Below are 24,522 nucleotides of genomic sequence, written 5' to 3' on the forward strand. Positions count from 1 at the left end.
TTGACTAGCCGGGCTGCGGGTTGAACTCTGTCGACCTGTGCTACGTCCAAGACGCTGGTCGGGCCGATGATGCGCGCCGTAAGGCGACTATATTCAACTGCTAGCCGAACCTGGCATTCAAAGATATCAAGGTTGATTGTCCGTATGCGAGCAGGCGGCCTTCGACTCCATGCGCGAGCTGGCCTTCGTGACCGGATTCCGGTCGACGTCACGCTCTCGTTTCACTCGGGGCTCGCTGCGTCTGACCGACCGGACCGTCGAGATGCTGCACGCCGTGATGCCGGGCCGTGTGGCCGGGCGGTGTTCGTGCTGGGCGTGACCAGGAGCCAGTTTCGCCCCCTCCACAGCGACGCTGCAGAGTACGTGACGCGTCGCGCGGCCGATCGATCCAAGCCGGCGAGCATGGGCGACCGTTGACGACGACTTCTCACGTCTGCGGCAAGCCGCGAGTGGCGCGACCCGCACTATCCGGAAAGGCTTATTCTCACCTCTTTCCTGCTGCATTCATGCCGAAGTCGAGTTCACCCAGCCCCGTCACCACGACTCAGTTCAGCCCGCTGAAACTGCGCCCAGGAGCACCTGGAGACACTGAGGGAGCTCGGGAACACGCCTTGGTGGCCGTTGCTGACTCGTTCCGCACGGCGTGGGCTGTGTGAGACGAGGATTCGACCGCGCCACGGCCGGCGGGCCCGCTCGACAGGACGACTACATTGCCGGTCGTCACGAAGAGTCGTCCGGGTGCGATGGTCTTGGCCGTGGTCATCGCGCGCATGCTGTGGTCGCCCGCGCACCTGGAGCACATTGTCCAGCAAGGCAGTGGTGAACACGCGATGTGGATCCATCGCGTCGAGCGTCTGCACTCCCCAGTTCCAATCCACAGTGGACCCGGTGTGGTAGCTGTCCGGGATGGTGTGCGTGAGCATGGTTTCGTCCGCCCAGCGCCTGGAGCCGGTGTAGGCCCATCCTTTCGACCGCTCGACGCGCACCATCGAGTCGGTGCCGGTGAACCGGTTGACCAGGAACCGCTCCATCTCGTGATAGAACCGGTCGGCACCGGCGGTGTTCGCGTGGGTCAGCACGTCGACCCACACCGCCACGTCCCACTCGGTGTGCGCGTCGTGCGGGCGGGCCGCGGACAGCGCGGATACGACCGCCCCGCTCACGCTGACGTCCGCGGGCACGTCGAGTCCGGTCACCCGGATGTCCGCCGGGCCGTTGATCGGATACCCGCCGCGTGCCGCGTACGCCTCGAGGAGGCTGCTGTGGAAGGCGGCGAACTTGTGCACCACCTGTTGCAGGTGAGTGCGCCGGGTCAGGATGGCGTATCCGTTGGCGTGCAGTCTCACCGTAGTCGGCTTGATGCACAGCAGTAGATTCTTCGACAGGCCCCACAGATCGCCTGACCGGGTCGCCACCAGCCCGGCGGCGACGGCCTCGTACTGCATCCGGCCGGCCGGCCGTAGGCGCGAGGAAGGTGGCGCCCTCGGTGATCCGCCGGTACACGTCGGCCAGTTCCTCGGATATCGAGTCGGAGAACGGGTAGTTGTACGGTTCGTGGGTCTCCCGGGACGGCACCGGTTTCACCGGCCTCACGGTCCACACCTTGAGCCAGGGACTGTCGGTGAACGGGAACCAGATGGCGTCGACCCGGCCGGTCTCCTCGGCGAAGCGGGCGAACGTCCGCGCGCCCGGCGTGCCGGGCGCGGCGAACAGTTCGGTGGCGGGGATGTCGACGTGGCTCACGCAGCGAAGGTGCCGGTTCGCTCCGACTCGGAGCGTGACCTCCGTGATGAAGCCGCGGCCGAGGCAGGTCAGCAGGGCAGCGCACTTGCGGTTGTTCCGGTGGAATGTCCGCAACACGTAGTGGCCGGTGGCGTCGTCCCACACGACGGCGGTGAGTGACACGACGAGGTTGCTCAGCGTGCCGAACGTGTGGCCGCTGGCGCGCACCTCGTCGGCCGGGGCACCGAGCTGCCGTGGCCGTTGATCGCGAGCACACCGCCGAGCGTCTGGTCGCCTGCGGCCGGAGTGTTCGTGACGCCGAACCCGTTGTCCTCAAGGAACTGCAACAGCGCGTCCACGGAGACGCCGGTCTGCGCGCGCACCGCGGCGGGCACCGAGCCGACGACGCCGAGGCGGGCCATGTGAGCCCTGGTGTCCAGCAGCACCACTCGGGCCGAGGCGTCGCCGCTCATGACCGTCAGCGGTGCCCAGCCGTGCCGGAATCCCTGTGCCCGCAAGGTGTATCCGTGCTGATGCGCCTAGTTGGCGAGCAGCACCACGTCGTCGGCAGTACGCGGTTCGCAGGTCCACACGGCGTCGGCGATGATCTCGTCGCCCAGTTCCGGTACGCCTGCCGGTACAGGGGGACGGAGGGTGGGAATCCGGGCGGTGACTCGCCTGCCTCGGGCGCCCGCGGGCAACCGTCCGATCGGAACCCACATCGCGCCCGCCGTCGCGGACGCGGCCAGGAACTGTCTGCGTGTCCAGCGCATTTCGTCTCCTCTTTGCCGCAAACGGAAACACCGCCGGGCGTGAGGCTCCGCCGCACGCGCGGAGCCTCACGCGATCCGGGCTACAGCGGTGTGCAGCCAGAGGGCACGTTGGTGGTAGGCCCGCCGAGATCGACCGTGATCTTCACCGGACCACCGCAGGAGTAGCTCACTCCGAGAACGTTGATGCCGACGCCGCCCGCGGCGGAGATCGACGCCTCCTGCTTGCCGGGGTCGACGTCGACGGACAGGGCGCCACCTCCTCCGCCCGCGGACACCGCGCCGAACGGCGTGTCCACGACGGCGGAGCAGTTACCGCCCGAGGGCGGTGCCTCGACCGCCAAGGTGGCCAGGTCGACCGTCAGGTGGCCGAGAGGTCCGGAGCCGGCGCATCCGAAAGCCGCCGTGGTGCCGTGCGCGGGCACTGTGGCTGTGACCCGGCATGCAGCAGCGACGAGCCGCACGTCAGAGACGGTTCCCATGACGTCGTAGGCGAACAACGCCGAGCATTTGATGGTCGTGGTGGTCGACACCCCGTCGACCGTGCGATCGCACGGAATTCTCGACGTGCCATCGGGATCAACGGTCTGGACACTCCGGTCCGGCAGTACGTCTGCGAAGCCCGCGCTGGGTGCCATCAGCAGTCCAGCGGCGATGACGAGGGCGGACAGAAGTGCGCGGAGCACGATTGCCAAAGGGTTCATCCTGAACACCTGTGTCAGTGGACGCCGCCGTGAGGGCTGTGGCCACATCCACGACTTAGTCGGATCCAGCAGGCATAACGTTAGGCGGCATTCAGGTGAATGTGCCGTCTGATGAACGAGAAACCTGTTCAGAAAAATGTTCGTGATTGTGGGGCGCGACGCACTTTCACCCGTACGCCGCATAACGGTATGCCACGTGACCTCGATTACCCGGTCGAAAGGCGGGTGATCGACATGCATTCCAGTGACTGGGCGCATGCCCTGGAACAGGCTGTTCGACGATGCCAGGCCGCAGGGCTCAGCCGGGCCGAGGCCGAGGACTGCGCGCACGAAGCCGTGCTCGTCCTGCTGGCGCGGCAGGGAGCGGGTGAGCGGATCGACTCGCCCGCGTCCTGGCTGGTCGTGGTCGCCTATCGGCAGGCGATCGACCACATGCGGCGGTCTGGCCGGGAGTGTGCGGCGCTCGGCAGGCTGACCGTGCGCGATGGCGATGTCCCCACGCCCGACGAGGTAGTGACCGATCGCGCGCTGGCGCGCTGGCTGGCCGGTGCGGTGGACACCCTGCCGCCGATGACCAGGCGGGTGTGCCTAGCGATGGCGGACGGCAGCACGATCACGCAGGCGGCTGCCGACCTAGGCCTGACCCGGCGTTCCGTGGAGTCGCACCTGACCAGGGCCCGGCGGTTCCTGCGCGGCCTCGCGGCGGGCGCGGCGGCTGTGCTCGCCGGGACCGCGTGCCGGTTCGGAAAGCCCGGCATCGCACTCGCCGCCACGGTGCCCGTCGCCGCACTCTCCACCTCGGTGATCCTGTTGCCGCACACGACGACCACGCCCCCGGACACGGCGAGCCCGACCACCGCGCCTGCCGAGCCGGTCCGTGCCGCGGCGTCGCCAGGCCAGGTCCGCGTCGTCACGGCGGCCGAGGCGATCCCGGCTGTGGCGTCGCCCAGGCCGGCTCGCCTTGCCGCCGACGCCTCGCCGCGCCCAGGCCCGGTGCCGCCCGTCCGCAGAGGTTCCCCGTCTCGCAATGCCACACGCCATGAGTCCATTGGAGTGAAAAAGGTCCAGAGGGAGAGTTTTTCTGCGGGGTCGGGCCGGACCGAGCGACTAATCGGTGAGAGGACCGTCAAGCGCATTCCTTCGGGCGGTGCGGGGTCCTCTCATCACAGTGTCGACAAGAAGGGACGACTTCGATGAACCGCAGAACTGTGGCCGCGTTGTGCGCGGCCGTGGCGACCGGCGTTCTCGGCCTCGCGGCCGTGACGATGACCGGAGCTTCCGCCGACGGGGAGCTCGAATGCAAGCCGTACTCGTGCAAGGGCGGTGCGGAGACGAGCGTGTGGGTCGGGCCGGTCGCGACGGCCTTCGAGGTCGACTGCCAGGCCCGTTTGACGCCTCCCAAGGTCGGCTGCGAGACCGACGACTGACGGTGTACGTGGTCCCGGGAAAGCCGTGTGCGACACGGAAGGCGGCTTCCCGGGACCCGTCGTTCGCGAGAGGAGGCCGGGTGCGCGCAGCGATGACGATCGGCGCCGTGTGGTGCGCGGGCCGCGCGGCCGTGCTCACCGGTGTGCTCGACCCGCGGTTCGCCACGGGACTGGTGGCCTCGGACATCCGCGTGTACGCGAACTGGTGGTTCACCTCGCTGAGCCACGGCGTTCTCCCGGCCCATGACCACGGCTGGCAGTACCCGCCCGGCGCCGCGGCGCCCATGGCGCTGGCGGGCCTCCTGTCCGGACAGAGCCTGCTCGGTTACCTCTGGGCGTTCGTCGCACTCGTGCTGGCCGTGGACCTGGTGACCCTTGTTCTGCTGCTTCGGCAACCCATGCGGGCGGGTGCCTGGTACTGGGCGCTGGTCCCACCGCTGCTGGGCACGCTGTGGCTGACCCGTGTCGACGTTCTCGTCACCGCGCTCGCCGTGGCGGCGGTCCTGCGGTACCGGCATCCGCTCGCCGCCGGCCTGCTGATCGGGGCGGGCGCTCTGGTGAAGGTGTGGCCGGTGTTCCTGCTCGGCATGTTCCGCCGGGGACAGCGCGCACGGTACGCGACGCTCGGCGCGGCGGCGGTCGTTCTTCAGGTCCTGACCTGGGTCGGGCTGGTGGTTCCCGGGACGCTGGGCTTTCTGGCCAACCAGCGGGACCGCGGTCTGGAGGTCGAGGCCGTCGCGGCGACTCCGTTCCTGCTGCAGCGCCTCACCGGTGGCGGCCCGGAACTGGTCATGCGGTACGGCTCGTGGGAGCTGGTCGGTCCGCGCGTTGACGTCGTGTTGCTTCTGCTGCTGCTCGTGACGGTGGCCGGTGCGTTTTTCCTCGTGGTGTGGTGGTGGCGCTGGAGTGAGCACCTCGCCGCCCCGTGCGATCTGGCGCTGACCGTCGTCCTGGCCGTGATGGTCACCAGCAAGGTGCTCAGCCCGCAGTACCTCATCTGGGCGGTCGGCCTGGCTGCCGCGTGCCTCGCGCACCCGCGGAGCCGGCAACGGCCGGTGGCCCTGCTGATCGTCGTCTGCTGTGGACTGACACACCTGGAGTTCCCATTGCTGTGGGACGATCTGCATGACCGCGGTGTGGCCGTCACAGTGATACTTGTACTGCGCAACCTCCTGCTCGTGGCCGCCGCCGTCTGGTCCGCGATCCTGCTCCGCACCGGAGGACGGCAACGGCAACACCCTGCGTCAGCCACTTCGGCGGCCCGTTCCTGATCATCACTGCCTTCACGTCCGGCCGCCGCTGACGCGGTTCGGGCGGCACGCGGAACCGGTGGTCGCTCTCGCCACCTCGTCGCGGCAGTGCGCCGGGATCAGACGGTCGGTGATCCGCAGACCGGCGTTGAGCAGCTGGAAGATGATCTCGGTATCGGAATGGAAGCCGGATGGGTTGAGCCCACGACATTAGGTCCTCAGTTGCATGCGGCCTTGGTGGCGGATCCAGCGGCCGCTGGTGAGGGGCACGCGCGCGATCGATGACGCGGGGCCTGCGGTCCAGTCCAGGGTGCCGCCGATCGTGTCGAGCCGGGTCTGCGCCAGCGCCGCCGCGACCGCGTGGCGATCGCCTGGGTCGTCCGCCGACCGCAACGCGTGCACGGCGACCTCGACGAGTGCGTGGGCGAGACCGAGTGGCTGAAGCCACGGCCTGCCGGTCATTTTCTCGTAGGCGGCAGCCAGTTCCGCTGCCGATCTGCCGTCCAGTGCTGCCCGCTCGGCGCCGAAGGGATAGCTCAACCATCGGGAGCAGGTGATCAGTAGCGGCCGCAGGCCGCGCCGCCCGGCGGCCGCCGCGAACTCCGCGAGGTCACGTGCGTCGGCCGCCGCGGTGACGACCTGCACGCGTTCGGCCAGGAACTGGTCCACGTGCCGGTGGAACGTGCAGGATCGTTCCTGGTAACCGCCGGGGTCGACGAGCCTGTGGCCGCGGTGGGCCCGAACCCGTTCGCGGGGTCGCGCAGCGCGGTGCCTTGCACGCCGTTGTTCCACAGGCATCCCACGGTCGCGTGTTCGGCCACACCGTCCCACATGTCGGCGAACGCGCCGGCGATGTCGTCCAGTCCCCAGCAGAAGTGAAACGACCACGCGGGCTCGGCGACCCCGCGACAGGCCTGGTAGACCTGCCACGGCAACGTCGTCGACACCCCCGGCACGCCGAACTCCTCGCATGCCGCCGCCACCGCGGGCAACGTGTGCGTGCCACCGAGCGTGAGCACCAGGCTCACGCCACGCCGCCCGAACTCCCGCACAGCCGCCGCGCCCAGGGGGCAAGCCCGCGATCACCTCGTCCGCTCTGCTCTCGGCGCCGTCAGTGGTGGTCAGGATGTTGATGACGGCAACGAATCTGGTGGCGTGGATGACACGGAGTCAAGCCTCCTGCGCGATCAACCTCGCGCTGCGGCAGATGCGTTCGCAGCTCCAGCGGGCTTGTTGCTCGGGCCCGAGAATGGGGCGACGTGCGTGCCGTTGGCGGGACAGACCTATCGTGGCATCGAAGAAGCCGTGTGCCGCATCTACCAAACGCTCCCCACGGCCTTCACGAGAGAACCGCGGGTAATGATCCACCTCGATGCCCTGCTCACCCCCACATGCACGCCGAACGACTCCACGCCCGATGTCCCGCCGCCACGCCACCACCGGGCGAGGCGATCACCGCGTCCGGCTCGTAGAGTGCCACCACGCTTGTCAAGGTCGCCGACATTGAACCGATCCACCATGAAGCGTGCGATGTTCTCGGCCTGTTTCGCTCGTTCGCGCTCATCGGTCACCGCCGATTCTCACCCGGAATGCCGTGAGCTGACATTTGGTGACGCGATGGCGTTGGGACGCTACGGGAACGATCTTCATCGAAAGCCGTTTCTCGTGTCTCCCGCACCGTCGGTTCAACGTCCTTGTCTTGATCCGGGCGGTGATGTCCACAGTGGACACACTCTGGACGATTTCGGCGTCTGCCTCCTGTGATAGCCGAGGTCACTATCGTTGCCGTCGATCACAACTTCCTCGGCTTCGCTGATCTTGCCGTTCCGCTCGTCGGTCTCCAGAAGGCCCACGCCAGCTTCGGCAGCGCCCCGAACTCGTCTGGATCACATTCAGCTCCGATCACCCGAAAGAGTCGGCGGCCAGTTCGGGGTGCGCGCTATCGTCGATCTTCACCGGGAGAACGGATACGGCTATGGTGACCAGGCGGGCGTTCCTTCAACAGACCGGCCTCGCCGCCGGCGTGCTGGTGTTCGCTCCGCACGAGGCAAATGCGCCGTCGCCCGGATTCCCGCAGCCGTCGGCGCGTACCTCGGCGGGCGGGAGGCTCGAGACCACACTTCGCGTGGGATTCGCGAAGAACCGAATCCGCGGGCTGGGGACGATTGTCACCCGCGCCTACGAAGGTTCCATTCCCGGCCCGACGTTGCGGGTGCGCCCAGGTGACAAGCTGGTGCTGAATCAGCTGAACCTGTTGCCGCCCAACCCGGACCAGGACCACGTCCACGACCACAACACCCCGCACCACTTCAACACGTTCAACCTGCACACCCACGGCCTGCACGTCGACCCCGGCGGTATCGCGGACAACGTGTTCCGCTCCTTCACACCGCGTGACCCGGCACGCGGGCTGTATCAAGCCAGGTATCGCAGTGAAGTCCATCTTCCGCCGGAACACGAGGCCGGCACCTACTGGTACCACCCGCACACCCACGGCTCATCCGTGGTGCAGCTGCTCAGCGGGATGGCCGGGGTCCTGATCGTCGAAGGCGCCGTGGACCGGGTGCCGCAGATCGCCGCGGCCGCCGATGTGGTTGTGTGTATCAGCGAGCTCAAGCTCCGTGACGGGCGAGTGCCCGAGCTGACCCATGAGGAGTCTCTTCGGTCGGTGCCCTCGACGTTCCTGGTCAACGGTGAGCGCGACCCGCTCATCCGGATGCGTCCAGGGGAAGTGCACCGCTGGCGGCTCGTCAACGCCGGCGCGTTCACCGTGCTCGGTGTCAGGCTGGAAGGACACGGCCTGCACCAGATCGCCCAGGACGGGCTGACCTTTCCCAAAACCGTCGAGCGGAACGCGGTGCCGCTCGCGATGGGCGGCCGGGCCGACGTCATGGTCCAGGCGGCCGCACCGGGCCGATACCGGCTCATGGCTGGTGAAGTCGTGCTGATGACCGTGGAAGTGGCGGGCACGCCGCGTCAGATGGAACTGCCTGACGTGCTGCCCGGCACGCCGACACTGCCGTTCATCGGCCCCGGCGACCTGACGCCCACCGGCCCGCACGGGAACGGGCGCCGCACGCTGATCTTCCGCTCGGACGAGCACGCCCTGCACGGCGCGTTCACCACCGGCTTCCGGATTCTCGGCGACGGCGCGACCCCGGCTACCGGCAGCCCGAACGACCCGATGGATCCCATGCACGGCAGGTTCGATCCGGACTTCGTCAACCACCGCCTGCCGCTGGGCGGAGTGGAAGAGTGGTTGCTGCGCAACGAAACCCCGGCCGACCACAGCAACCATCCCTTCCACATCCACACCAATCCGTTCCTGGTGGTCGCCGCCGACGGGGTACCGCTGCCGACACCGGTATGGCACGACACCGTCAGCATCAACCAGCACAAGGAAGTCGTCATCCGCCTGCGCTTCGAACGCTTCCGCGGCCGTACGGTGCTGCATTGCCATCACCTGCAGCACGAGGACCAAGGCATGATGCAGCTCATCGAATACCTGTAGGGCCTGGTCGATAAGTCCAGCGCGGCCCGGCTGGACGCCAGCGGTGACGGTTTCCTGTCACTCGAGGAGATTCTCGACGCGTTGTGCGATTTCTACATCAGTGAGGATCCGGAAGCTCCCGGCAATTCGATCTTCGGCCGGGTCTGACGACCATGTTCGGTCTCTCCGGCAAATGCGCGTTGATCACTGGCGCGTCGCGCGGGATCGGACGCGCCATCGCCCTCGGTTTCGCCGACGCCGGTGCCGAGGTGGCCGTGCTCGCCCGCGGCACGGACGCGTTGGATCAGGTCGCCGACCTGATCCGGCGCAGGGGCAGGCGGGCCGCGGTGATCACGTGTGACGCCCGCGACGCAGACCAGGTGAAGGCGGCGGTAGCGGACGCCGTGGCGCAGCTCGGCAGGCTGGACGTGCTGGTGAACAACGTGGGCGGGTTCGCGTCGGCGGGCCCGTTCCTGGAGTTGCGGCCGGAGGACTGGACGGAGACGCTGCGGCTGAACCTCGACTCTGTCGTGCACTTCTGCCGGTCGGCAGGAAGGCTGATGGTGAAGCAGGGCAGCGGTTCGGTGATCAACATCGGTTCGGTCGCCGGCGTCGGCGGCGTGCCGATGCTCGCGCCGTACGCTGCGGTGAAGGCCGCCGTGGCGTCGCTGACGCAGACGCTGGCCGCCGAGTGGGCCTCCAGCGGTGTGCGTGTCAACACGATCGTGCCGGGATGGCTCACCACTGGGCTGACGAAGACCATGTCGGGCAACCAGGAGGTGTCCGACGGTCTGCTGCGGGCGGTCCCGACACGGCGCTGGGGTGAGCCGGAGGACGTGGTGGGTGCGGCGGTGTACCTGGCCTCCGACGCCGCCAGTCTGACCACCGGATCGACCGTCACCATGGACGGCGGCATGACGTCCAGCGTCGGCGGACCGGCCATGATCGACCTGCTCGCTCTCGGCAGGATCACAGTGTGACGCCGATGCCGAACCTGTCCGACGTGGTGCACGGCACGGTGGTCCCGGAGTTTCGCGAGCGGCTGCACCGGCTGTTCCGCGAAGAGCTGTTCGCGCCGCACGAAGGTCTGACGTACCAGGAGAAGGTCCGGCTGACCTACGACCAGATGAAGCTGGTCAACAGCGAGGTGCCTGCCGAGGAGCTGACCACTGATCCCCACCTGTTGTTCGCGTTGCTCGAATGGACCGCGGTGGTCAGCCCGTCGCTGTTCATCGCGATGGTCACCCATCACGCCACGCTGGCCTCAGTGCGGGAGCTGAGCGCCGGACGTGACGACGTCGAGGACTTCGTCGAGGACCTGGAAGCCATGCGCGCCACCGGGTCGCTGCTGATCACCGAGCTGGGTTACGGCAACAGCCACGTGTCGATGCGGACGAGGGCCTCGCTCGACCCGGCGACCGGTGAGCTCGTCCTGCACACCCCTGATCCCGCCGCCCGCAAGTTCATGCCGAACGTCGGCGCGGACGAAGTGCCGAAACCCGCGACTGTGGCCGCGCAGCTCAATGTCGGTGGCGCGGACTGCGGTGTGTTCATGGTCCTGGTCCCGTTGCGCGGGAAGGACGGGCTGGCGGACGGCGTCACGATCACACCGTTGCCCGAGATGTCGCTGGTGCCGATGGACTACGCGGTGATCTCGTTCGACCACGTCCGGGTGCCGCTGCGGAACCTGCTGCGCGACGACGCGACCATCACGGAGGACGGGAAGTTCCACGACCCTCTCGTCAACCCGGACAAGCGCCTGGTCCGGTCGCTGACCGTGGCGCAGAGCGTGTGAACCGCCCAGGCGGCCGCGCTGGCGGCCACGAGCCGTGCGGCCACCCAGATCACCATCCGCTACAACCTGGCGCGTCAGACCATGGACCGTCGCGAACCGTGGGGATCAGTGCTGCGGCACCGCAGCCAGCAACGCGCGCTCTACAGCGCACTCGCCACTACATACGCCCTCACGTGTCACGCCGACCGCGCCAAACAGGCACGCGTGGCGGCGATGATCAGCAACAGCGAGGGCAAGCCACCTCACCCCTCCACATTGGATCCTCTGTACCGGACGCTGTCACTGACCAAGGCGATCACCGTCTGGGCGGCCGAACGCCTGATCGCGGAGTGCCGGCAGCGCTGCGGTGCGCGAGGTGTGTTCGCGGTCAACAGGTTGCTGGAGTACGAAGGGCTCGCGATCGTCTCCAACGCGGCGGGTGGCGACAACCTGTTGATGGCATTGGACGCGGCGAAGGCGATGATCGGTGGTATCGCTTATCGGGCACCGCAGACGGAGCTCGCCGAGCCGAAGGACATGGACCTGCTCGACGAGCAGCTCTGGCTCGGGCTGGCGCACAGCCGGGAGCGGATCATGCAGGCCGAACTGGCCGCCAGGATCCGCAGGGCGACCGACTGGGACGCGACACCGACCGAGGCGTGGAACGACAACATCCACGGGGCAAGGGACTTCGTGTCGGTGCACGGTGCCCGGCTGGTGCTGGAGAGCATGCTGGCAGCTGTGCGCAGGCTGCCAGAGGAGGCCGCCGGGGCTCTGCGGCCGTTGTGCGCGTTCTTCGCCATCGAGGAGATCGAACGCGGCGCGGCCTGGCTGCTGTGTCACGAACTGCTCGCCCCGGAGCAGGTGATGGCCGTCCCCGAACAGCTGAACGCGTTGTGCGACCAGATAACGCCGCACGTGGAAGTTCTGCTCGAGGCGTTCGGCATTCCGGAGGACGTGCTCGGGGTGCCGATCAGCGCGGGTGACCACTCGATGATCGTCGCCGCCGACGACGCGGCCGGGGTGCCGGGTCAGCACATCGAGCAGGAGCCCGGGGCGGTGGCTGTCCGCATTCCGTGACAAGAAGATTGTGAGCACTGCATGCCGGATCGCACTGTCTTCCTGTTTCCCGGCCTCGGCGCGTACGCACCGGGCATGTTGCGCCAAGCCCGTCAGGATCTGTCTTTGATCACGGAGACGTTCGAGGAGATCGACTCGGTCAGCGGTGTGCCGGCGACCGAGCTGTTGTTCACCGGACCTGAGCGGTCGGTCACGGAGCTGAGCGGCGAGGCGTTGCAGCTGGCGATCTTCGGTGCGTCGGTGGCCGTGCACCGGCTGCTGGTCGCCGCAGGGTGGCAGCCGGAATTGGTGGTGGGACACAGCTTCGGCGAGATCGCGGCACTGGTGTGTGCGGACGCCTTCTCGCTCGCCGACGGCGTCCGCATCGTCTGCGCCCGCACGGCGGCGCTGCGGAACACCGAGGGCGAGGGACAGATGGTCGCGCTCGGTGTGCGGGAGTCCGTCGCACGGCACCTGATCGGTGTGCTGGACCGGCATGACGTCGTGGTCGCGTGCGTGAACGCTCCGCGCCAGACCGTGGTGAGCGGTCCGGCGGCCGCGATCGACCAGATCGCGCACGAGGCCAAGGCGCTCGACATCTTCTGCACCCGCCTGCAGGTGCCCTACGCGTCACACCATCCGTCGATGCGCTCTGCGGCGGAGGAGTTCGTGCGGCTCATGGCGCCGATACCGCAGCGTCCGCTGCGGCTGCCGGTGCACTCGCCCGTCCACGGCTGCCGCTACACCGACGCGGACGACCTGAAGCTGGCGATCGCGGACTGCCTGACTGCGCCGGTGCGGTTCGCCGACACGATCCGCGACCTGCACGCTTTCGGCTTCACCCGCTTCGTCGAGTGCGGTGCACTGCACACGCTGACCCGGTGTGTGGAGCTGACCGTGCCCGGCGTGGAGGTCTCGGCCCCGTTGCACGACCCGGCGCAGGAGACCGCACGCCTGCGCGCGGTGAGCGGCGGGACAACCGCCTCCAGTACGGAACCCGCGCCACGTGAGACGCCGCCGGCGCGTGACGAGACGCTCGCACGGCTGCGTGCCATGTACGCGGCGGCGCTGGAGTACCCGCCCGAGGTGTTCACCGAGGACGCCCAACTGGAGGCGGAGCTGGGCATCGACTCGCTCAAGCAGAGTTCCCTGCTCACCAAGGTGGCCGCGGAGTTCGGCGTCCCGGCCCAGCCGGGTGGGCTGCGGGTGTGGGAGTTCCCGACCCTCGGCCGCATCGCCGACTACGTCGGCAACGCCCGATGAAAACAAGATCGTCCTGGTGACGGGCGGCGTGCGGGGTGTGGGCCGCGCCATCTGCCGCGCGCTGGCCGGCCGTGGCGCACACGTGATCGTCAACTACTTCCACGCCCACGCCGAGGCACCTGAGTTCGTCGCCGAGCTCCGGACGATCGGCTCGGCCGAACTGGTGCGCGCCTCCGTCGCCGACCAGCGGCAGGTGGACGCGATGTTCGACCAGGTGCGCGAGCGCCACGGCCGGTTGCACGTCCTGGTGAACAACGCCGCGTCCGGTGCGCTCCTGCCACTGTCCGAACTGGACGAATCGCACTGGCAGCGGGCGTGGGACACCAACCTGCGCGGCACGTTGTGGTGCTCACGCAGGGCCGCCGGGCTGATGACCGGCGGTGGCGCGATCGTCAACCTCTCCTCGCTCGGCAGCTCGCTGGTGATCGGCGACTACGCCACGGTGGGCACCTCGAAAGCCGCGGTGGAGTCGTTGACGCGTTATCTGGCCGTGGAGTTCGCCGACCGCGGCATCCGGTTCAACACTGCCTCCGGCGGCCTGATCGACGGTGCTGTGGCCGGCATGATCCCGAACGCCGACGGGCTCGCGCGGCGGGTGCGCGAGGCCACCCCGCTGGGGCATCGGCTCGGCACGGAGGAGGAGCTCGCCGAACTCGTGCTGTTCCTCGCTTCACCGGCGGCGTCCTGGATCACCGGGCAGACCGTGGTCGCCGACGGCGGCCTGTCCCTGGGCGCCATGCTGCTGTCACCGGCCCCAGGCGAGTCCGAAGTGGACCCGGACGCGATCGCTGTTGTCGGTATGGGCGTGGTGACACCGGGTGCGAACAATCCGGACGAGCTGTGGCACCTGCTGGAAGGCGACCAGCACGTGTTCCGCGAACCCACGCGGTTCGACATCGGCTCCTTCTACTCGGCCGATCCAGACGCCGAGGACCGCACCTACTGCCGCCGCTCAGGGTTCATCACCGACTTCGTGCCGCACCCGTCACTGGCCGGGCAGGCACTGGAGTCGACCACCTCGTGGTTGCGGCACAGCCTGATCACCGCGTTGGACGGCGTCGGCAGGTGCCCGGACGACCGCTTCTTCGCCGCCTTCGGCTACACCGTGGACGGCAACCAGGACCTGGAGGAACGGCTGGTGCTGGCCGGGTTCCTGGCGCGGCTGGGTGACGCGGCCTCGGATCGGCTGCGGGCACGTTACCGGCGGCTCGACGTCTCTGCGGTGGAGTTCCTGCCGCACCGTGTCGGCCGCAACGCGATCAGAGGGCTGCTGCCGGACGAGACCGCTCCGATCATGATCGACACAGCGTGTTCGTCCTCCCTCTACAGCGTCGATCTGGGCGTGAAAGCGCTACGCGAGAAGGCCTGCGACGTTGCCGTGTGTGGTGGGGCGTTCGAATACACCGCACGCAACCTCGTGCTGTTCTCGAAGTTGCAGGGGCTCTCGCGCACCGGCGAGGTCCGGTCGTTCGACCGCGACGCGTCAGGTGTGTTGTTCTCCGACGGCGCCGGTGTGGTCGTGCTCAAGCGGCTGGCTCGCGCGCGAGCCGATGGTGATCGCGTCCTCGGCATCATCGGCGGCATCGGGATGTCCTGCGACGGCAGGGGAAAGCCATCTGTGCACCGAACGCGCAGGGCCAGGCCATCGCGTTGCGCCGGGCGTACCGCTCGATCGACCCGGCGTCCGTGGGCTGGGTGATCGGCCACGCGACTGGCACGCGTGCAGGGGACAGCACCGAGCTGACCGGCCTGCACGAGGTCGCCGGAACCGGACCGCCCGCGCTGCTCTCGTCGAACAAGTCCATCGTCGGTCACACCGGCTGGACTGCCGGACTGGTCTCGCTCGTGCAGGCGCTGGCCGGGCTGCGCCGCGGTGCCGTACCGGCTCAGCGCTACCTGCGGGAGCCCCTGGAGGGGTTGCGCGGCAGCAGGTTCACGCCACCGTTGCGGCACACGACACTGCCCCTGGGCACGAACGTCGGCGTGTCGTCCTTCGGGTTCGGCGGCACCAACGCCCATCTCGTGCTCGGCGACCTGGGTTCGCCGGGGGAGATCTCCAACGAGGACGTGGTGGTGGTCGGCTGGTCCGCCGATCTTCCCGGCGGCGACGCCACCGCGTGGTTGTGCGGCACTGGGCCAGAGCCGCCGGCGAGCTTCGGCGCCGAGTACCCGATGCCGTCGTTCGAGGAGGTCCGCCTGCCGCCAGCCAGCCTGCGCACCATGGACCGTACGCAGATCATGCTGCTGAACGCGGCCGCGCGGCTTCCGGAACACGTGCGCGACGCCTGCGCCGCGCTGCACGACACCGCCGGAGTCGTGGTGGGACACATGGGGCCGACCAGCCGGGCGGTGCACTACGCGTTGCGCTGCTACCTCGGCGACCTGGAGAAGTGCCTGGGTGAACTGCCCGCAGACCTCGTTGCGGAGGTGAAGTCGCTGGCGCCGGCGAGCACGGAGGACTCGTTCCCCGGCATCATGCCGAACGTCATCGCTGCCCGGCTCGCCGCGCTCTGGGACCTGCACGGGCTCAACGTCACGATCGACACCGGACCCGAGTCGAGCCGCGACGCGCTCCGATGCGCCGAACGCTACCTGCGGCACGGCGACCTGGACGTGGCGGTCGTCGCCGGGCTCAACGGCAACACCACGCCTGAGTTCGCCCAGGTGCTGGGGGAGGAGCGAGCGCTGGCCGAGGGCTGTTTCACCGTGGTGCTGATGCGGGAGTCCACCGCGAAGGAGCACAGCCTTCCGGTGCTCGGCCGCGAGCTGAGCTGCGAGCCGGTCCGAAGCGGACGGACGTACTTCGGTGCGGATCACCTGCTGGCGCTGCTCCGGCGGCTGGTACGGCGGGAGCCATCGGTAGAGCGCGTGGTGCGCAGGCTGCTCCCCACACCGGCGACCGCGATACGCCCCGCCCTGCCCGCGATCCCGGAGCATGCGCTCGTGCTCACCGCGGACACCGTCGTGGTGGCGCCGGAGTCCGCGCGGGTCGTGGTCGTACCGCAGGCAGCAGATGAGGAGACGCTCGCGGCGCTCCTGCCCGCGAGCGGCATCACGCACGTGCGAGTGGTCGCCGATGTGACCGCCGCGGACGAGGCCGGGACGCTGGAACGACTGCGGACGCTGCACGATCTGAGCCTGCTCGCGGCGGCGCGCTGGACGGCCGGTGCCGGGTCGTCGTTCGGCGTCGCCCTCACCGGCGCGGTGCGGGGCGGAGCGCCGCACCCGGCGACCGGCATGTTCACCGGACTGATCAAGTCGCTCGCCAGGGAGGAACCGGACGCGCTGAGCTTCGCCGTGCTGACCGACGAGAGCGACGCACTGCCTTTGCTGGCAGGGGAGTCGGCTTGTGCACCGGAACTGTTCGTCGCGGTGCACAACGCCGGTACGCGGTACGAATACGATCTCGTTGCTGCTGAACCGGCGGCGTGCCCGGATCAGCTCGGGGTCGTGGTCGCCGCTGGAGGCACACGGGGTTTGACCGCCGAGGTGCTGGCCGCGCTCGCCGCGCGGTACGCCCCGGCGGTCTACCTCCTCGGCAGACAGGCACCCGCCGCGGAAGACCTCTCCATGTCGAGAGCCGAGTACATCAAGCGCGAGTCAGGTCCACATCGGACCGTGGCGCAGCTGTCCGCCCAGTACGACGCGATGCGTGCCAGTGCCGAGACCGGCCGGACGATGCGCAGGCTGGCGGAGATCTGCGGCCAGGGCCGGGTGCACCACATCGTCTGCGACCTCACCGACACCACCGCCGTGCGGTCGGCGATCGACCGGATCCACCAGGAGCAGGACCGGGTCGACCTGCTGATCAACGCCGCCGGGATCCACCACGGCGGAACCGTGCGCGCGACACCGCTGCCGATCGCCAGACAGGTCAGGGACACGAAGGTGCTGACGTACGCCAATCTCCTGCATGCCTTCGCCGACCGGCCACCGGCCCGGTGGTGCAACTTCGGGTCGTTGTTGTCGGTGCTCGGCTGGCCAGGGGAGGCGGCCTACTGCGCGGGCAACGACGTGCTGCTCGCCGGTGCGGCGTGGCATCGGCGGACCGGTGTACGCGAGACGACCATTGCCTGGCCGCTGTGGGACACCTCGGGCTTCGCGGCCGAGCCGGTCACCCGCGACCTGCTGCGAGCGCGAGGAGCGCTGACCGCGGTGTCCGACGAACAAGGTGCCGCGATGTTCCTCGCCGAGCTCGGCTGTGGTGACGCCGAGGTCACGTTCCTCGGCACGGCGGAGCGGCGGATGCTGCACGGCGAGGAACCCTTCAGATGGACGCCTGATCCGCAGCGGGACGGCCATCTACGGCACCACCTGCTCGGCGGTGTGCCGACGCTGCCGGGAGCACTGATCGTCGAGCTCGCCGTGCGGGCGGCGCGTGGGCACAGTCCCGTCGTGGTGAAGGACGTCCGCTTCCACGCACCCGTCTCCGCACCGCCCGGCAAGCCGGTCAGCTATCGGCTGCCGGTGGACGGCACGTCTGTGCGGGTGCTGAGCGACGTCGTCGCGCCCAACGGAACACTGCTGCGCAAGGACCGCCTGCACGCCGAGGCGACCGTGCTGCCCGGCTCGGCAATCCCGCTCGCTGCTCGTGTGACCGTGCCGATCCCGCGCGGACGGCCGGCGACACCCGGCTACTACATCGAGGGATCACGAGTGGAACTCAGCGGACCTTTCGCATCGCTGACCGACGTCCGGATCGGGCACGGGACCGCCACCGCCCGGTTCACCCCGGACCTCGGCGGTTTCGGCGCGTTCGCCGAGTTGTGCGTCCCCGCGCTGCTGCTCGACGCCCTGTTCCAGCTCACCGTGCTGGCGCGCTGCGGCGACGGTCCGGTTCCGGTCCCGCTCGGCGTCGACGTGGTCGGCCTGTTCACCGAACACAACGACGTCGAACTGCTGCGTCGGTACGGCGACGCGATCACGTTGATGGCAGGAGAGGGACCATCGGCCGCGCTCGCACCGGACGGCACCGTGCTGATCCGGGTCTCTGGAGTGCGCTGGCACGGACAGGGAGCCGGCCGGGTGGAGCTCGCTGTCCAGACCACTTTCGACTGAATCACGACGGCCGCTGATCACGCGGCCGGGTGGCAGGGGTGCGGATTGTTTGTGGGAGGCGTGGTCGCGAAGGACCCTGCTTGACATGGCGAAAAATCACCGGATGGCGCTCGTCGTCGACACCGACGTCTTCCTCAGGTCCGAGATCGGCGCGTGGCTGCGCGCGCACGACGTGCAGACCGTGGAGGCCGCCGGGCACGACGAGGCGTGCCGGGTGCTGGAGCGGTACACGCCGGTACTGGTCGTGATGGGACAACCGCTCGCGGCCGAGCTGGTGCCCCAGGTGGCCGCACTGCACCCGGAGGTGAAATACGCGGTGGTCACCTCGGCCGACGATCTGGCAGTCCTCGAACCGTTGCTGCACGAGCCGGGCATCAGGGTGGTCGGGCACCGGTACGGAGCGCGGACGTACGAGATCAAGGATTTCCTGTACCGCAACAAGGTTCCGTTCAGCTGGCACGACGTGGACACCTCGGCCGGTGCGGCACTGGCAGGCCGCTCTGGACTTGATCCGGCGGCCACCACGGTGATGCTGGCCGACGGCTCCGCGCTGCGTGATCCGAGCCTGGTCGAGCTGGCGACCGCGCTGGGGTTCGCCGAACCGGCGGGCAGGCAGTCCTACGACCTGGTGATCGTCGGTGGGGGCCCCGGCGGGGTTGGCCGCGGCGGTGTACGGCGCGTGCGAGGGGCTGCGGGTGGTGGTGCTGGACGGCAATGCGCCGGGAGGGCAGGCCGGCTCGACGTCGCGGATCGAGAACTATCTCGGCTTCCCCGGTGGACTGACCGGAGCCGACCTGGCTCACCGCGCGCTCGAGCAGGCGCGGCAATTCGGTGTCGAGTGGCTGGTCGGGCACACCGCGACCGAGCTGGTGCCCTGCGAGGATGGCCATCTGGTTCGCACCGGGGACGGAATGGTGTTGCGGGGACGGGCGATCCTGCTCGCCACCGGCATGCGGTGGCGGCGCCTCGACGCGACGGGCGCCGACCGGTTCGCCAACCGCGGCGTCTACTACGGCGCCAGCCTCGCCGAAGCCGCGCAGACAGCCGGCGAGGACGTGCACGTCGTGGGAGCCGGCAACTCGGCGGGACAGGCGGCCCTGTACTTCGCCGACCACGCACGCTCGCTGACCCTGCTGGTCCGCGGCGAGTCGATCGAGGACGCACCGATGTCGCAGTACCTCGTCGAGCGCATCCAGACCCATCCGTCGATCACCGTGCGAACCTCGACGGTGATCGACGAAGCCGACGGCGACGAGCGGCTGAGTTCGTTGAAGCTCGAGGACACCCGGCTCGGCCACTCCGAACGCGTGCCCGCGGAGTCGGTGTACGTGCTGATCGGGATGGTGCCGTGCACCGGGTGGCTGAACGGCGCGCTGGCGCTGGACCCACGCGGTTTCGTCCTCACCGGCGAGATGGTGGCGCACAGGTGGCCGCTGGAGCGGGAGCCGCTGTTCACCGAAACCAGCCTGCCCGGTGTGTTCGCCGCCGGCGACGTGTGCGCCGGCACGGTGAAGCGCGTAGGTGCCGCGGTCGGCCAGGGCGCCATGGCGATACAGGCCATCGCGTCCTACCTGCGCACCGTGCGCATCCCCACGCAGTCGAGCCGCGAGCGGGTGGCGGTGCGGCAGTTCGACCTGCTCGACGCCGACGGCAGCGGGCATATCGAGGAACAGGACCTCACTACGGTCGCACACCGGCTGGCCGTGGGGTTCGGCGCGCCGGCGGGCTCCGAGCAAGCCAACCGAGTCGTCACCGGTTACCAGGAGTTCTGGCAGGCCTTGTCCGCGGTCGCGGATTCCGACGGTGACCACCGGATCAGCCGAAGCGAGTACGAGGCCGCCGTCCGCGCGCTGAGTGGCAACACCACGATCTTCCGGCAGATGGCCGAGGCTGTGGTCACCCTGTGCGACACCGACGACGACGGTGCGATCAACGAGGCCGAGTTCGAGAAGGCGCTCGCGATCCTCGGCGTGCCCCTCTCGGACGTCACCGCGTTCTTCCGCACGCTCGACGCCGGCGGCAGCGGCTATCTCGACACCGCGGAGTTCGCCACCGCGCTCCGACACTTCTACGCCGGGGCAGAGCTGGTCGCCACTCCGGTCTAGCGCTTGGGCCGGGCGACGGCGCTGATCGTCAACGACATCGCGATCGTCGCCACCCCGAGCACGATGATCGGAGTAGGCACGGGCAGTTGCGACCGGACGGCCGCCGCGGGCTGGACCGGCGGTTGCGGCCGGGGGAGCGGTGGCGGTGGCGCGACCGCCTGCCTGGGGTGCAGCACCGACACCGTCACCCGGCCCTGCGCCGTCACCCGCTTGCCCAGCGCGTCCGTGCCACCCGCGGTCGCGGTGGCGGTGAAGTCCGCGTCCGGGGCGGCACCGGCACAGGTCACGACGACCTGCCGGCCCGGCGCGAGTGTGCCGAGGTCACCCTTGCGGCACTCCACCACCTGATCGTCGTCGACCGACACACCGGCAAGCGGAGTATCACCGGAGTTGCGCACGGAGATCTCGTACCGCACGGTCTGTCCTGTGAGCACGGTGTCCGGCGTGGCGGTTCGGATCGTGACAAGTGCCGGATGCAACACGTCCACCGCGGATGAAGCTGCCGCCGTCAGCTCGTCCGCGGCAAGGCTGGCCGCGGCCGCGGTGGCGGACACACGGTAGTCATCCTCCGGCGCCTTGACAGGACACGGCACCGTCACCGTCTGTCCAGCGCCAACCGTGCCGATGTCCCGCACGCAGTCTCCGGTCAGCCGGACGTTCACCGCGGGTGCGGCGCCGACGTTCGTGATCCGGGCCGTATGGGGCACCTGGTCGCCGGGATGCGCCGCCGCGGGCCCGGTGAGGGTGAGCTGGAACTCGGGCAGCGGCGAGGAGACGACCAGCCCTCGCACCAGGTAAGCGTCTCCTCGTCCGCCGGTGAACGTCACGTCCGCTCCGGCCGCTCCGGCGCGCTCGCACCGTCGGCGGCGGAGACGAAGAAGTTGCTGTCGGCCTGGGGTTTGTCGTTGACCAGCAACCGATCCTCGCCTGCCGCCCAGTCGCCCTCGTAGGCCACGACGCCGATCCGGGTCGGACCGCCCGCCGACCGGATCGCCGACGCCCGCGCCCGCACGGGCACGTCGTCCGTCCGCACCCTCGTGTGCCCGTCGTAGACTGTACCCGCCTGCGAGCCGCGGCGACCGGAGGCGTGGATCCGTCGAACGCCCACACCGCGGTGAGGGACCAGCCGCCGAAGCAGTCGCGCCCCTGCGGCGTCCACACGTTCCCGACCGTGACTCCGACCGCACCCGACACACCCGTGAACGCGGCGGTGACATCCGCGCGTGCGCTGTAGAAGCGCTCGTCCGTCGTTCCGGGTGAGGCGTCCGCGGTGAACTTCTGCGGTGGCACGGCGATCGCCGTGCCACCCACCTTGAGTGAGACGGGTTGACCCTCCGGCATGCCCGCCGGCGCGACGCCGCTGCCGCCGCACGGCCGCTCCGGCTGGGGCAGGTCACCGGCCCAGGTCAGGGTCGCGTGCACGACGCGGGCCCCGCGCGGGATCGCGACCTCGGCGCTGGAGGAGTTGTAGGTGGCGGGATCGGCGTCGACGTCCGCCCAACCCATGACGTGGCCGTTGTTCTGGGCCGAGGTGCCCCTGCCCTTGCGCTGCTGCGCTTCCCGGCACAACAGGCTCTCGGGAGGACATTCGGTGACGGTGTTGCCCACGAGCACGAAGTCGCCGTACAGCACTCGGTCGAAGACGAGCTCTAACGGTGGAACGTCGGCCCGTGCGGGCATCGAAGACAGCACGACGCACCCCAGCGCGGCCGCGACGCGCCAGAACCGGGACGCGATAGTCGATGCCACAGACGCACTATCGGCCATGGTGCCCGGTTGTGCGCGGCGGTTCACTCCATGAGGTGGACCGCCGGGCCTCGGTCAGCCATCAGCTGACATCCGGTGGAAGCTGCTTCACATGGTGTCCGCCTTGCTCGTCGGGGGCGCGATCCTCGGAGCCGTACTCCTGCTGGTGCTGGCCGGTCGCCGAGCGCGGGCCCGATCGGGCGAGTTCGACATCGAGTCGCTCGGTTTCATCGGCAGCGTGCTCAACGCGCTGTTCATCGCGATCGTGGCGTTCTACATCGTGATCGCCTGGCAGAGCGGCGACGTCGCCGGTTCGTCCACGGAGGCGGCCGGGCTCGTCGACCTGTACTGGCACACCGACGCGATGCCCGAGCAGCAACGTGAACGCGTCCGGGGATTGATCCGCGACTACACCGCTGAGGTCGCGGACCGCGAGTGGCCCGCGATGGCCGTCGGCGGGTCGAGCCAGGCCGCGGACGCGTTGCTCGTCTCACTGCACCGGGCGGCGGCGACGTCCGACCCGGCGATCGGCCAGGCCGTCGACCAGAACCTCCGCGCCATCACCGACAACCGGCGCGCCCGCGTGCAGCAGGCCGGGGGCGATGACGCCATGTTGCTGTTGCTGCTGTACGGCAGCTTCGCGTCCGGAGCGCTCATGGTGCTCTACCCCGTGCTGATGGGGCTGAGCTCGGGAGTCCACCACGTCACGGCGGTGGTGGTACCCGCCGCCTCGGTGGGCGTCGTCGCGGTTGTGGAACTGGGGCTCCAGCACCCGTTTGACGGCATGAACTCTGTCGGACCTGATGCCTTCCACGCTGCGCAGAAGGAGTTCAGCAAGATCGACTGAGGGCGGTCGGGCCGTCGGCGGCGACTCGCAGATACTCGGTGCAGTGGGTCGCTTGTCCGATGTGGACTTGATTCGAGATCGGCGGTCTCCGTCCCGGATGGATTGAAGGTGATCACCCGATTGAACGGTCGATGCGGTTCAGGACGCCAGATCTGGTGGCCTGTCCGTATTGTCCCATCCGCCTTCGGGTGATGAGCAGGAAGGAGCGTGTGGGGTAAGGGGTCCTCGCGGTGTCCGCCGGGGTTCCGGCGTTGGCGCTCGGGATGTCGGCGAACGCCTTCCCCGCTGAGGAGACCGGTGCAGCTCGACAGCAGTCTGTCGTTGAACGACGGCGGGCTCGGCGGCGACGCCACTGCGGGTATGCTCGGTCACGAGGTTGGTGTCGGCACCGGTTCGTCGGCGGCAGGCACCGGTGTCTCAGGCGCCGCGGCGCCGTTGGCCGACGACGGCTGCGACTTCGGGGCAGGCGTCGTCGGCAACCCCCCTCCGTCCATCCACTGTGGACTACTCGACGGTCAGGTCGGTGTCGGCAGCGACCTTCCGGTCGGTGACCAGCCGGGGACGAGCGGCCTTGGCACGACCAAAGCAGGGGCGGCGGCGGGTGCTCGAGAACACCATGACACTCACCGGGCCTCTTGAGGAAGACCGACGCTCACGCGGCGCCGGGTGTTCGTGCACTCCACCGCCTGCGCGCAGGCCGCCGTCACCTGCGCGGGAGTGTAAACTTGCCCAAGCCCGCGACGACCTGCAGCGGCTGGAACGCGGGCTGGGCAGCCGGCACTACCCCGACGCCGCATCGGTTACCACCCGGATCGCCGCGATCAGCCGGGCCCGCCGGGTGAACGCCTACCTGTGCACCACGGTGAGCACCGACCCGCCACCGGCAAACCCACCCTGGCCTGGGCGTTCGACGACGAGGCCTTGGCCGCCGAGGGCACGCTCGACGGCTGGCACGCGCTGCTCACCAACCGCGATCCCGCACACACCGACGCAACCGAGGTGTCACGTTCGGCCTGGCCTGACCCACTCGCGCACGGCGGGGTCTCGGTCAGGTCGAAATCCTTCGCGACCTGTGCGATCGAGCGGTCACCACGCTGACACCGCTCGACGATCTCCGACTTGAACTCCAGGAGTGAACGCACGACGGGACGATGGGGCTTGTTCGAGCCCGTGGTCTTCATAAGACCACATCTCATTTGGGGTTGTCGTGGGTGAGCAGGTCCAGCTTGATGGCTCGGCGGTAGCAGATCACCGCGCAGGCCAGCTGGGCGAATGCCGTGAAGTGGGCGGCCTTGCGTTCGTAGCGG

23 protein-coding genes and 2 pseudogenes are annotated in these 24,522 nt (G+C 69.1%); 15 read left to right on the forward strand and 10 right to left on the reverse strand.

Annotated features, from left to right (window positions below; all coding sequences use genetic code 11):
- Nucleotides 1-521 precede the first annotated feature (521 nt).
- The 5 genes and pseudogenes from ABFX45_RS15630 to ABFX45_RS15645 form a co-directional block, all read right to left on the reverse strand.
- Nucleotides 522-1,445 carry a cholesterol oxidase substrate-binding domain-containing protein gene (locus tag ABFX45_RS15630; RefSeq protein ID WP_346130585.1) on the reverse strand — a complete coding sequence of 308 codons (924 nt, stop codon included), beginning with the start codon at nucleotides 1,443-1,445 and terminating at the stop codon, nucleotides 522-524.
- Between the two features lie 16 nt (nucleotides 1,446-1,461).
- A pseudogene (locus ABFX45_RS46470) lies at nucleotides 1,462-1,950 on the reverse strand (cholesterol oxidase substrate-binding domain-containing protein); the annotation flags it as partial.
- Nucleotides 1,917-2,249 (reverse strand): annotated as a pseudogene (locus ABFX45_RS15635) (FAD-binding protein); the annotation flags it as partial. The pseudogenes ABFX45_RS15635 and ABFX45_RS46470, both read right to left, overlap by 34 nt.
- A 12-nt stretch (nucleotides 2,250-2,261) precedes the next feature.
- Nucleotides 2,262-2,495, reverse strand: a complete 234-nt coding sequence (locus ABFX45_RS15640) for a twin-arginine translocation signal domain-containing protein (protein ID WP_346130587.1) — start codon at nucleotides 2,493-2,495, stop codon at nucleotides 2,262-2,264.
- A gap of 80 nt (nucleotides 2,496-2,575) precedes the next feature.
- Nucleotides 2,576-3,196, reverse strand: coding sequence for a hypothetical protein (locus ABFX45_RS15645; protein ID WP_346130589.1), 621 nt, complete (start codon nucleotides 3,194-3,196; stop codon nucleotides 2,576-2,578).
- Between the two features lie 234 nt (nucleotides 3,197-3,430).
- On the opposite strand from ABFX45_RS15645, the gene ABFX45_RS15650 reads away from it, so the two are divergent.
- From ABFX45_RS15650 to ABFX45_RS15660, 3 genes are all read left to right on the forward strand, one after another.
- Nucleotides 3,431-4,393, forward strand: coding sequence for an RNA polymerase sigma factor (locus tag ABFX45_RS15650; protein ID WP_346130591.1), 963 nt, complete (start codon nucleotides 3,431-3,433; stop codon nucleotides 4,391-4,393).
- On the forward strand, nucleotides 4,390-4,623 hold the full coding sequence (locus ABFX45_RS15655; protein ID WP_346130593.1) for a hypothetical protein: 234 nt from the start codon (nucleotides 4,390-4,392) through the stop codon (nucleotides 4,621-4,623). Before ABFX45_RS15650 ends, ABFX45_RS15655 begins: the two co-directional genes overlap by 4 nt.
- Before the next feature lie 80 nt (nucleotides 4,624-4,703).
- Nucleotides 4,704-5,894 carry a glycosyltransferase 87 family protein gene (locus ABFX45_RS15660; RefSeq protein WP_346130595.1) on the forward strand — a complete coding sequence of 397 codons (1,191 nt, stop codon included), beginning with the start codon at nucleotides 4,704-4,706 and terminating at the stop codon, nucleotides 5,892-5,894.
- 189 nt (nucleotides 5,895-6,083) lie between these two features.
- Here the strand turns inward: ABFX45_RS15660 and ABFX45_RS15665 are convergent, their stop codons facing one another.
- Together ABFX45_RS15665 and ABFX45_RS15670 are read right to left on the reverse strand one after the other, a co-directional pair.
- Nucleotides 6,084-6,542 carry a type 1 periplasmic-binding domain-containing protein gene (locus ABFX45_RS15665; RefSeq protein ID WP_346130597.1) on the reverse strand — a complete coding sequence of 153 codons (459 nt, stop codon included), beginning with the start codon at nucleotides 6,540-6,542 and terminating at the stop codon, nucleotides 6,084-6,086.
- The gene (locus tag ABFX45_RS15670) at nucleotides 6,431-6,901 is read right to left on the reverse strand and encodes a type 1 periplasmic-binding domain-containing protein (protein ID WP_346130599.1); all 471 of its coding nucleotides are present in this window, start codon (nucleotides 6,899-6,901) and stop codon (nucleotides 6,431-6,433) included. The genes ABFX45_RS15665 and ABFX45_RS15670 overlap by 112 nt, the downstream gene beginning before the upstream one ends.
- 947 nt (nucleotides 6,902-7,848) lie before the next feature.
- Between ABFX45_RS15670 and ABFX45_RS15675 the strand changes: the two genes are divergently transcribed.
- From ABFX45_RS15675 to ABFX45_RS15705, 7 genes are all read left to right on the forward strand, one after another.
- Nucleotides 7,849-9,384 carry a multicopper oxidase family protein gene (locus ABFX45_RS15675; protein WP_346130601.1) on the forward strand — a complete coding sequence of 512 codons (1,536 nt, stop codon included), beginning with the start codon at nucleotides 7,849-7,851 and terminating at the stop codon, nucleotides 9,382-9,384.
- A 152-nt stretch (nucleotides 9,385-9,536) separates the two neighbouring features.
- A complete protein-coding gene (locus tag ABFX45_RS15680; protein WP_346130603.1) occupies nucleotides 9,537-10,343 on the forward strand; it encodes an SDR family NAD(P)-dependent oxidoreductase in 807 nt (268 codons plus the stop codon).
- Between the two features lie 5 nt (nucleotides 10,344-10,348).
- A complete protein-coding gene (locus ABFX45_RS15685) occupies nucleotides 10,349-11,158 on the forward strand; it encodes an acyl-CoA dehydrogenase family protein (RefSeq protein ID WP_346130605.1) in 810 nt (269 codons plus the stop codon).
- 18 nt (nucleotides 11,159-11,176) lie between these two features.
- Nucleotides 11,177-12,217: an acyl-CoA dehydrogenase family protein gene (locus ABFX45_RS15690; protein WP_428834152.1), complete on the forward strand. Its 1,041-nt coding sequence runs from the start codon at nucleotides 11,177-11,179 to the stop codon at nucleotides 12,215-12,217.
- A gap of 21 nt (nucleotides 12,218-12,238) precedes the next feature.
- Nucleotides 12,239-13,459, forward strand: a complete 1,221-nt coding sequence (locus ABFX45_RS15695; protein ID WP_346130609.1) for an acyltransferase domain-containing protein — start codon at nucleotides 12,239-12,241, stop codon at nucleotides 13,457-13,459.
- 16 nt (nucleotides 13,460-13,475) lie between these two features.
- The gene (locus tag ABFX45_RS15700) at nucleotides 13,476-15,158 is read left to right on the forward strand and encodes an SDR family oxidoreductase (RefSeq protein WP_346130611.1); all 1,683 of its coding nucleotides are present in this window, start codon (nucleotides 13,476-13,478) and stop codon (nucleotides 15,156-15,158) included.
- The gene (locus ABFX45_RS15705) at nucleotides 15,110-18,517 is read left to right on the forward strand and encodes an SDR family NAD(P)-dependent oxidoreductase (RefSeq protein ID WP_346130613.1); all 3,408 of its coding nucleotides are present in this window, start codon (nucleotides 15,110-15,112) and stop codon (nucleotides 18,515-18,517) included. Before ABFX45_RS15700 ends, ABFX45_RS15705 begins: the two co-directional genes overlap by 49 nt.
- Before the next feature lies 1 nt (nucleotide 18,518).
- Here ABFX45_RS15705 and ABFX45_RS15710 read toward each other — a convergent pair whose 3' ends face one another.
- On the reverse strand, nucleotides 18,519-18,977 hold the full coding sequence (locus tag ABFX45_RS15710; RefSeq protein WP_346130615.1) for a hypothetical protein: 459 nt from the start codon (nucleotides 18,975-18,977) through the stop codon (nucleotides 18,519-18,521).
- A 178-nt stretch (nucleotides 18,978-19,155) separates the two neighbouring features.
- Between ABFX45_RS15710 and ABFX45_RS15715 the strand changes: the two genes are divergently transcribed.
- Nucleotides 19,156-20,622, forward strand: coding sequence for an FAD-dependent oxidoreductase (locus tag ABFX45_RS15715; protein ID WP_346130617.1), 1,467 nt, complete (start codon nucleotides 19,156-19,158; stop codon nucleotides 20,620-20,622).
- Here ABFX45_RS15715 and ABFX45_RS15720 read toward each other — a convergent pair.
- Both ABFX45_RS15720 and ABFX45_RS15725 read right to left on the reverse strand, forming a co-directional pair.
- On the reverse strand, nucleotides 20,619-21,449 hold the full coding sequence (locus tag ABFX45_RS15720) for a DUF7507 domain-containing protein (protein WP_346130619.1): 831 nt from the start codon (nucleotides 21,447-21,449) through the stop codon (nucleotides 20,619-20,621). The two genes, ABFX45_RS15715 and ABFX45_RS15720, sit on opposite strands and share 4 nt — an antisense overlap.
- Nucleotides 21,446-21,655, reverse strand: a complete 210-nt coding sequence (locus ABFX45_RS15725; RefSeq protein WP_346130621.1) for a hypothetical protein — start codon at nucleotides 21,653-21,655, stop codon at nucleotides 21,446-21,448. Before ABFX45_RS15725 ends, ABFX45_RS15720 begins: the two co-directional genes overlap by 4 nt.
- A 306-nt stretch (nucleotides 21,656-21,961) precedes the next feature.
- On the opposite strand from ABFX45_RS15725, the gene ABFX45_RS15730 reads away from it, so the two are divergent.
- From ABFX45_RS15730 to ABFX45_RS15745, 4 genes are all read left to right on the forward strand, one after another.
- On the forward strand, nucleotides 21,962-22,093 hold the full coding sequence (locus tag ABFX45_RS15730) for a hypothetical protein (RefSeq protein ID WP_346130623.1): 132 nt from the start codon (nucleotides 21,962-21,964) through the stop codon (nucleotides 22,091-22,093).
- 387 nt (nucleotides 22,094-22,480) lie between these two features.
- Nucleotides 22,481-23,215 (forward strand): bestrophin-like domain, encoded by a 735-nt coding sequence (locus ABFX45_RS15735; RefSeq protein WP_346130624.1) that lies wholly within the window; start codon nucleotides 22,481-22,483, stop codon nucleotides 23,213-23,215.
- 297 nt (nucleotides 23,216-23,512) lie between these two features.
- Complete coding sequence (locus ABFX45_RS15740; RefSeq protein ID WP_346130626.1) at nucleotides 23,513-23,854, forward strand: hypothetical protein; 342 nt, start codon at nucleotides 23,513-23,515, stop codon at nucleotides 23,852-23,854.
- Between the two features lie 213 nt (nucleotides 23,855-24,067).
- The gene (locus ABFX45_RS15745) at nucleotides 24,068-24,313 is read left to right on the forward strand and encodes a hypothetical protein (protein ID WP_346130628.1); all 246 of its coding nucleotides are present in this window, start codon (nucleotides 24,068-24,070) and stop codon (nucleotides 24,311-24,313) included.
- Nucleotides 24,314-24,522: the final 209 nt, after the last annotated feature.

The organism is Lentzea roselyniae, from assembly GCF_039537795.1.
GTDB classification, from domain to species: domain Bacteria; phylum Actinomycetota; class Actinomycetes; order Mycobacteriales; family Pseudonocardiaceae; genus Lentzea; species Lentzea atacamensis.

Excerpts from the sequence above, each read along its gene's own strand:
- ABFX45_RS15630 (WP_346130585.1), bottom strand. The coding sequence starts at position 1,445 with ATGCAGTACGAGGCCGTCGCCGCCGGGCTGGTGGCGACCCGGTCAGGC.
- ABFX45_RS15640 (WP_346130587.1), bottom strand. The coding sequence starts at position 2,495 with ATGCGCTGGACACGCAGACAGTTCCTGGCCGCGTCCGCGACGGCGGGC.
- ABFX45_RS15645 (WP_346130589.1), bottom strand. The coding sequence starts at position 3,196 with ATGAACCCTTTGGCAATCGTGCTCCGCGCACTTCTGTCCGCCCTCGTC.
- ABFX45_RS15650 (WP_346130591.1), top strand. The coding sequence starts at position 3,431 with ATGCATTCCAGTGACTGGGCGCATGCCCTGGAACAGGCTGTTCGACGA.
- ABFX45_RS15655 (WP_346130593.1), top strand. The coding sequence starts at position 4,390 with ATGAACCGCAGAACTGTGGCCGCGTTGTGCGCGGCCGTGGCGACCGGC.
- ABFX45_RS15675 (WP_346130601.1), top strand. The coding sequence starts at position 7,849 with ATGGTGACCAGGCGGGCGTTCCTTCAACAGACCGGCCTCGCCGCCGGC.
- ABFX45_RS15680 (WP_346130603.1), top strand. The coding sequence starts at position 9,537 with ATGTTCGGTCTCTCCGGCAAATGCGCGTTGATCACTGGCGCGTCGCGC.
- ABFX45_RS15685 (WP_346130605.1), top strand. The coding sequence starts at position 10,349 with ATGCCGAACCTGTCCGACGTGGTGCACGGCACGGTGGTCCCGGAGTTT.
- ABFX45_RS15695 (WP_346130609.1), top strand. The coding sequence starts at position 12,239 with ATGCCGGATCGCACTGTCTTCCTGTTTCCCGGCCTCGGCGCGTACGCA.
- ABFX45_RS15730 (WP_346130623.1), top strand. The coding sequence starts at position 21,962 with ATGCCCGCCGGCGCGACGCCGCTGCCGCCGCACGGCCGCTCCGGCTGG.
- ABFX45_RS15735 (WP_346130624.1), top strand. The coding sequence starts at position 22,481 with ATGGTGTCCGCCTTGCTCGTCGGGGGCGCGATCCTCGGAGCCGTACTC.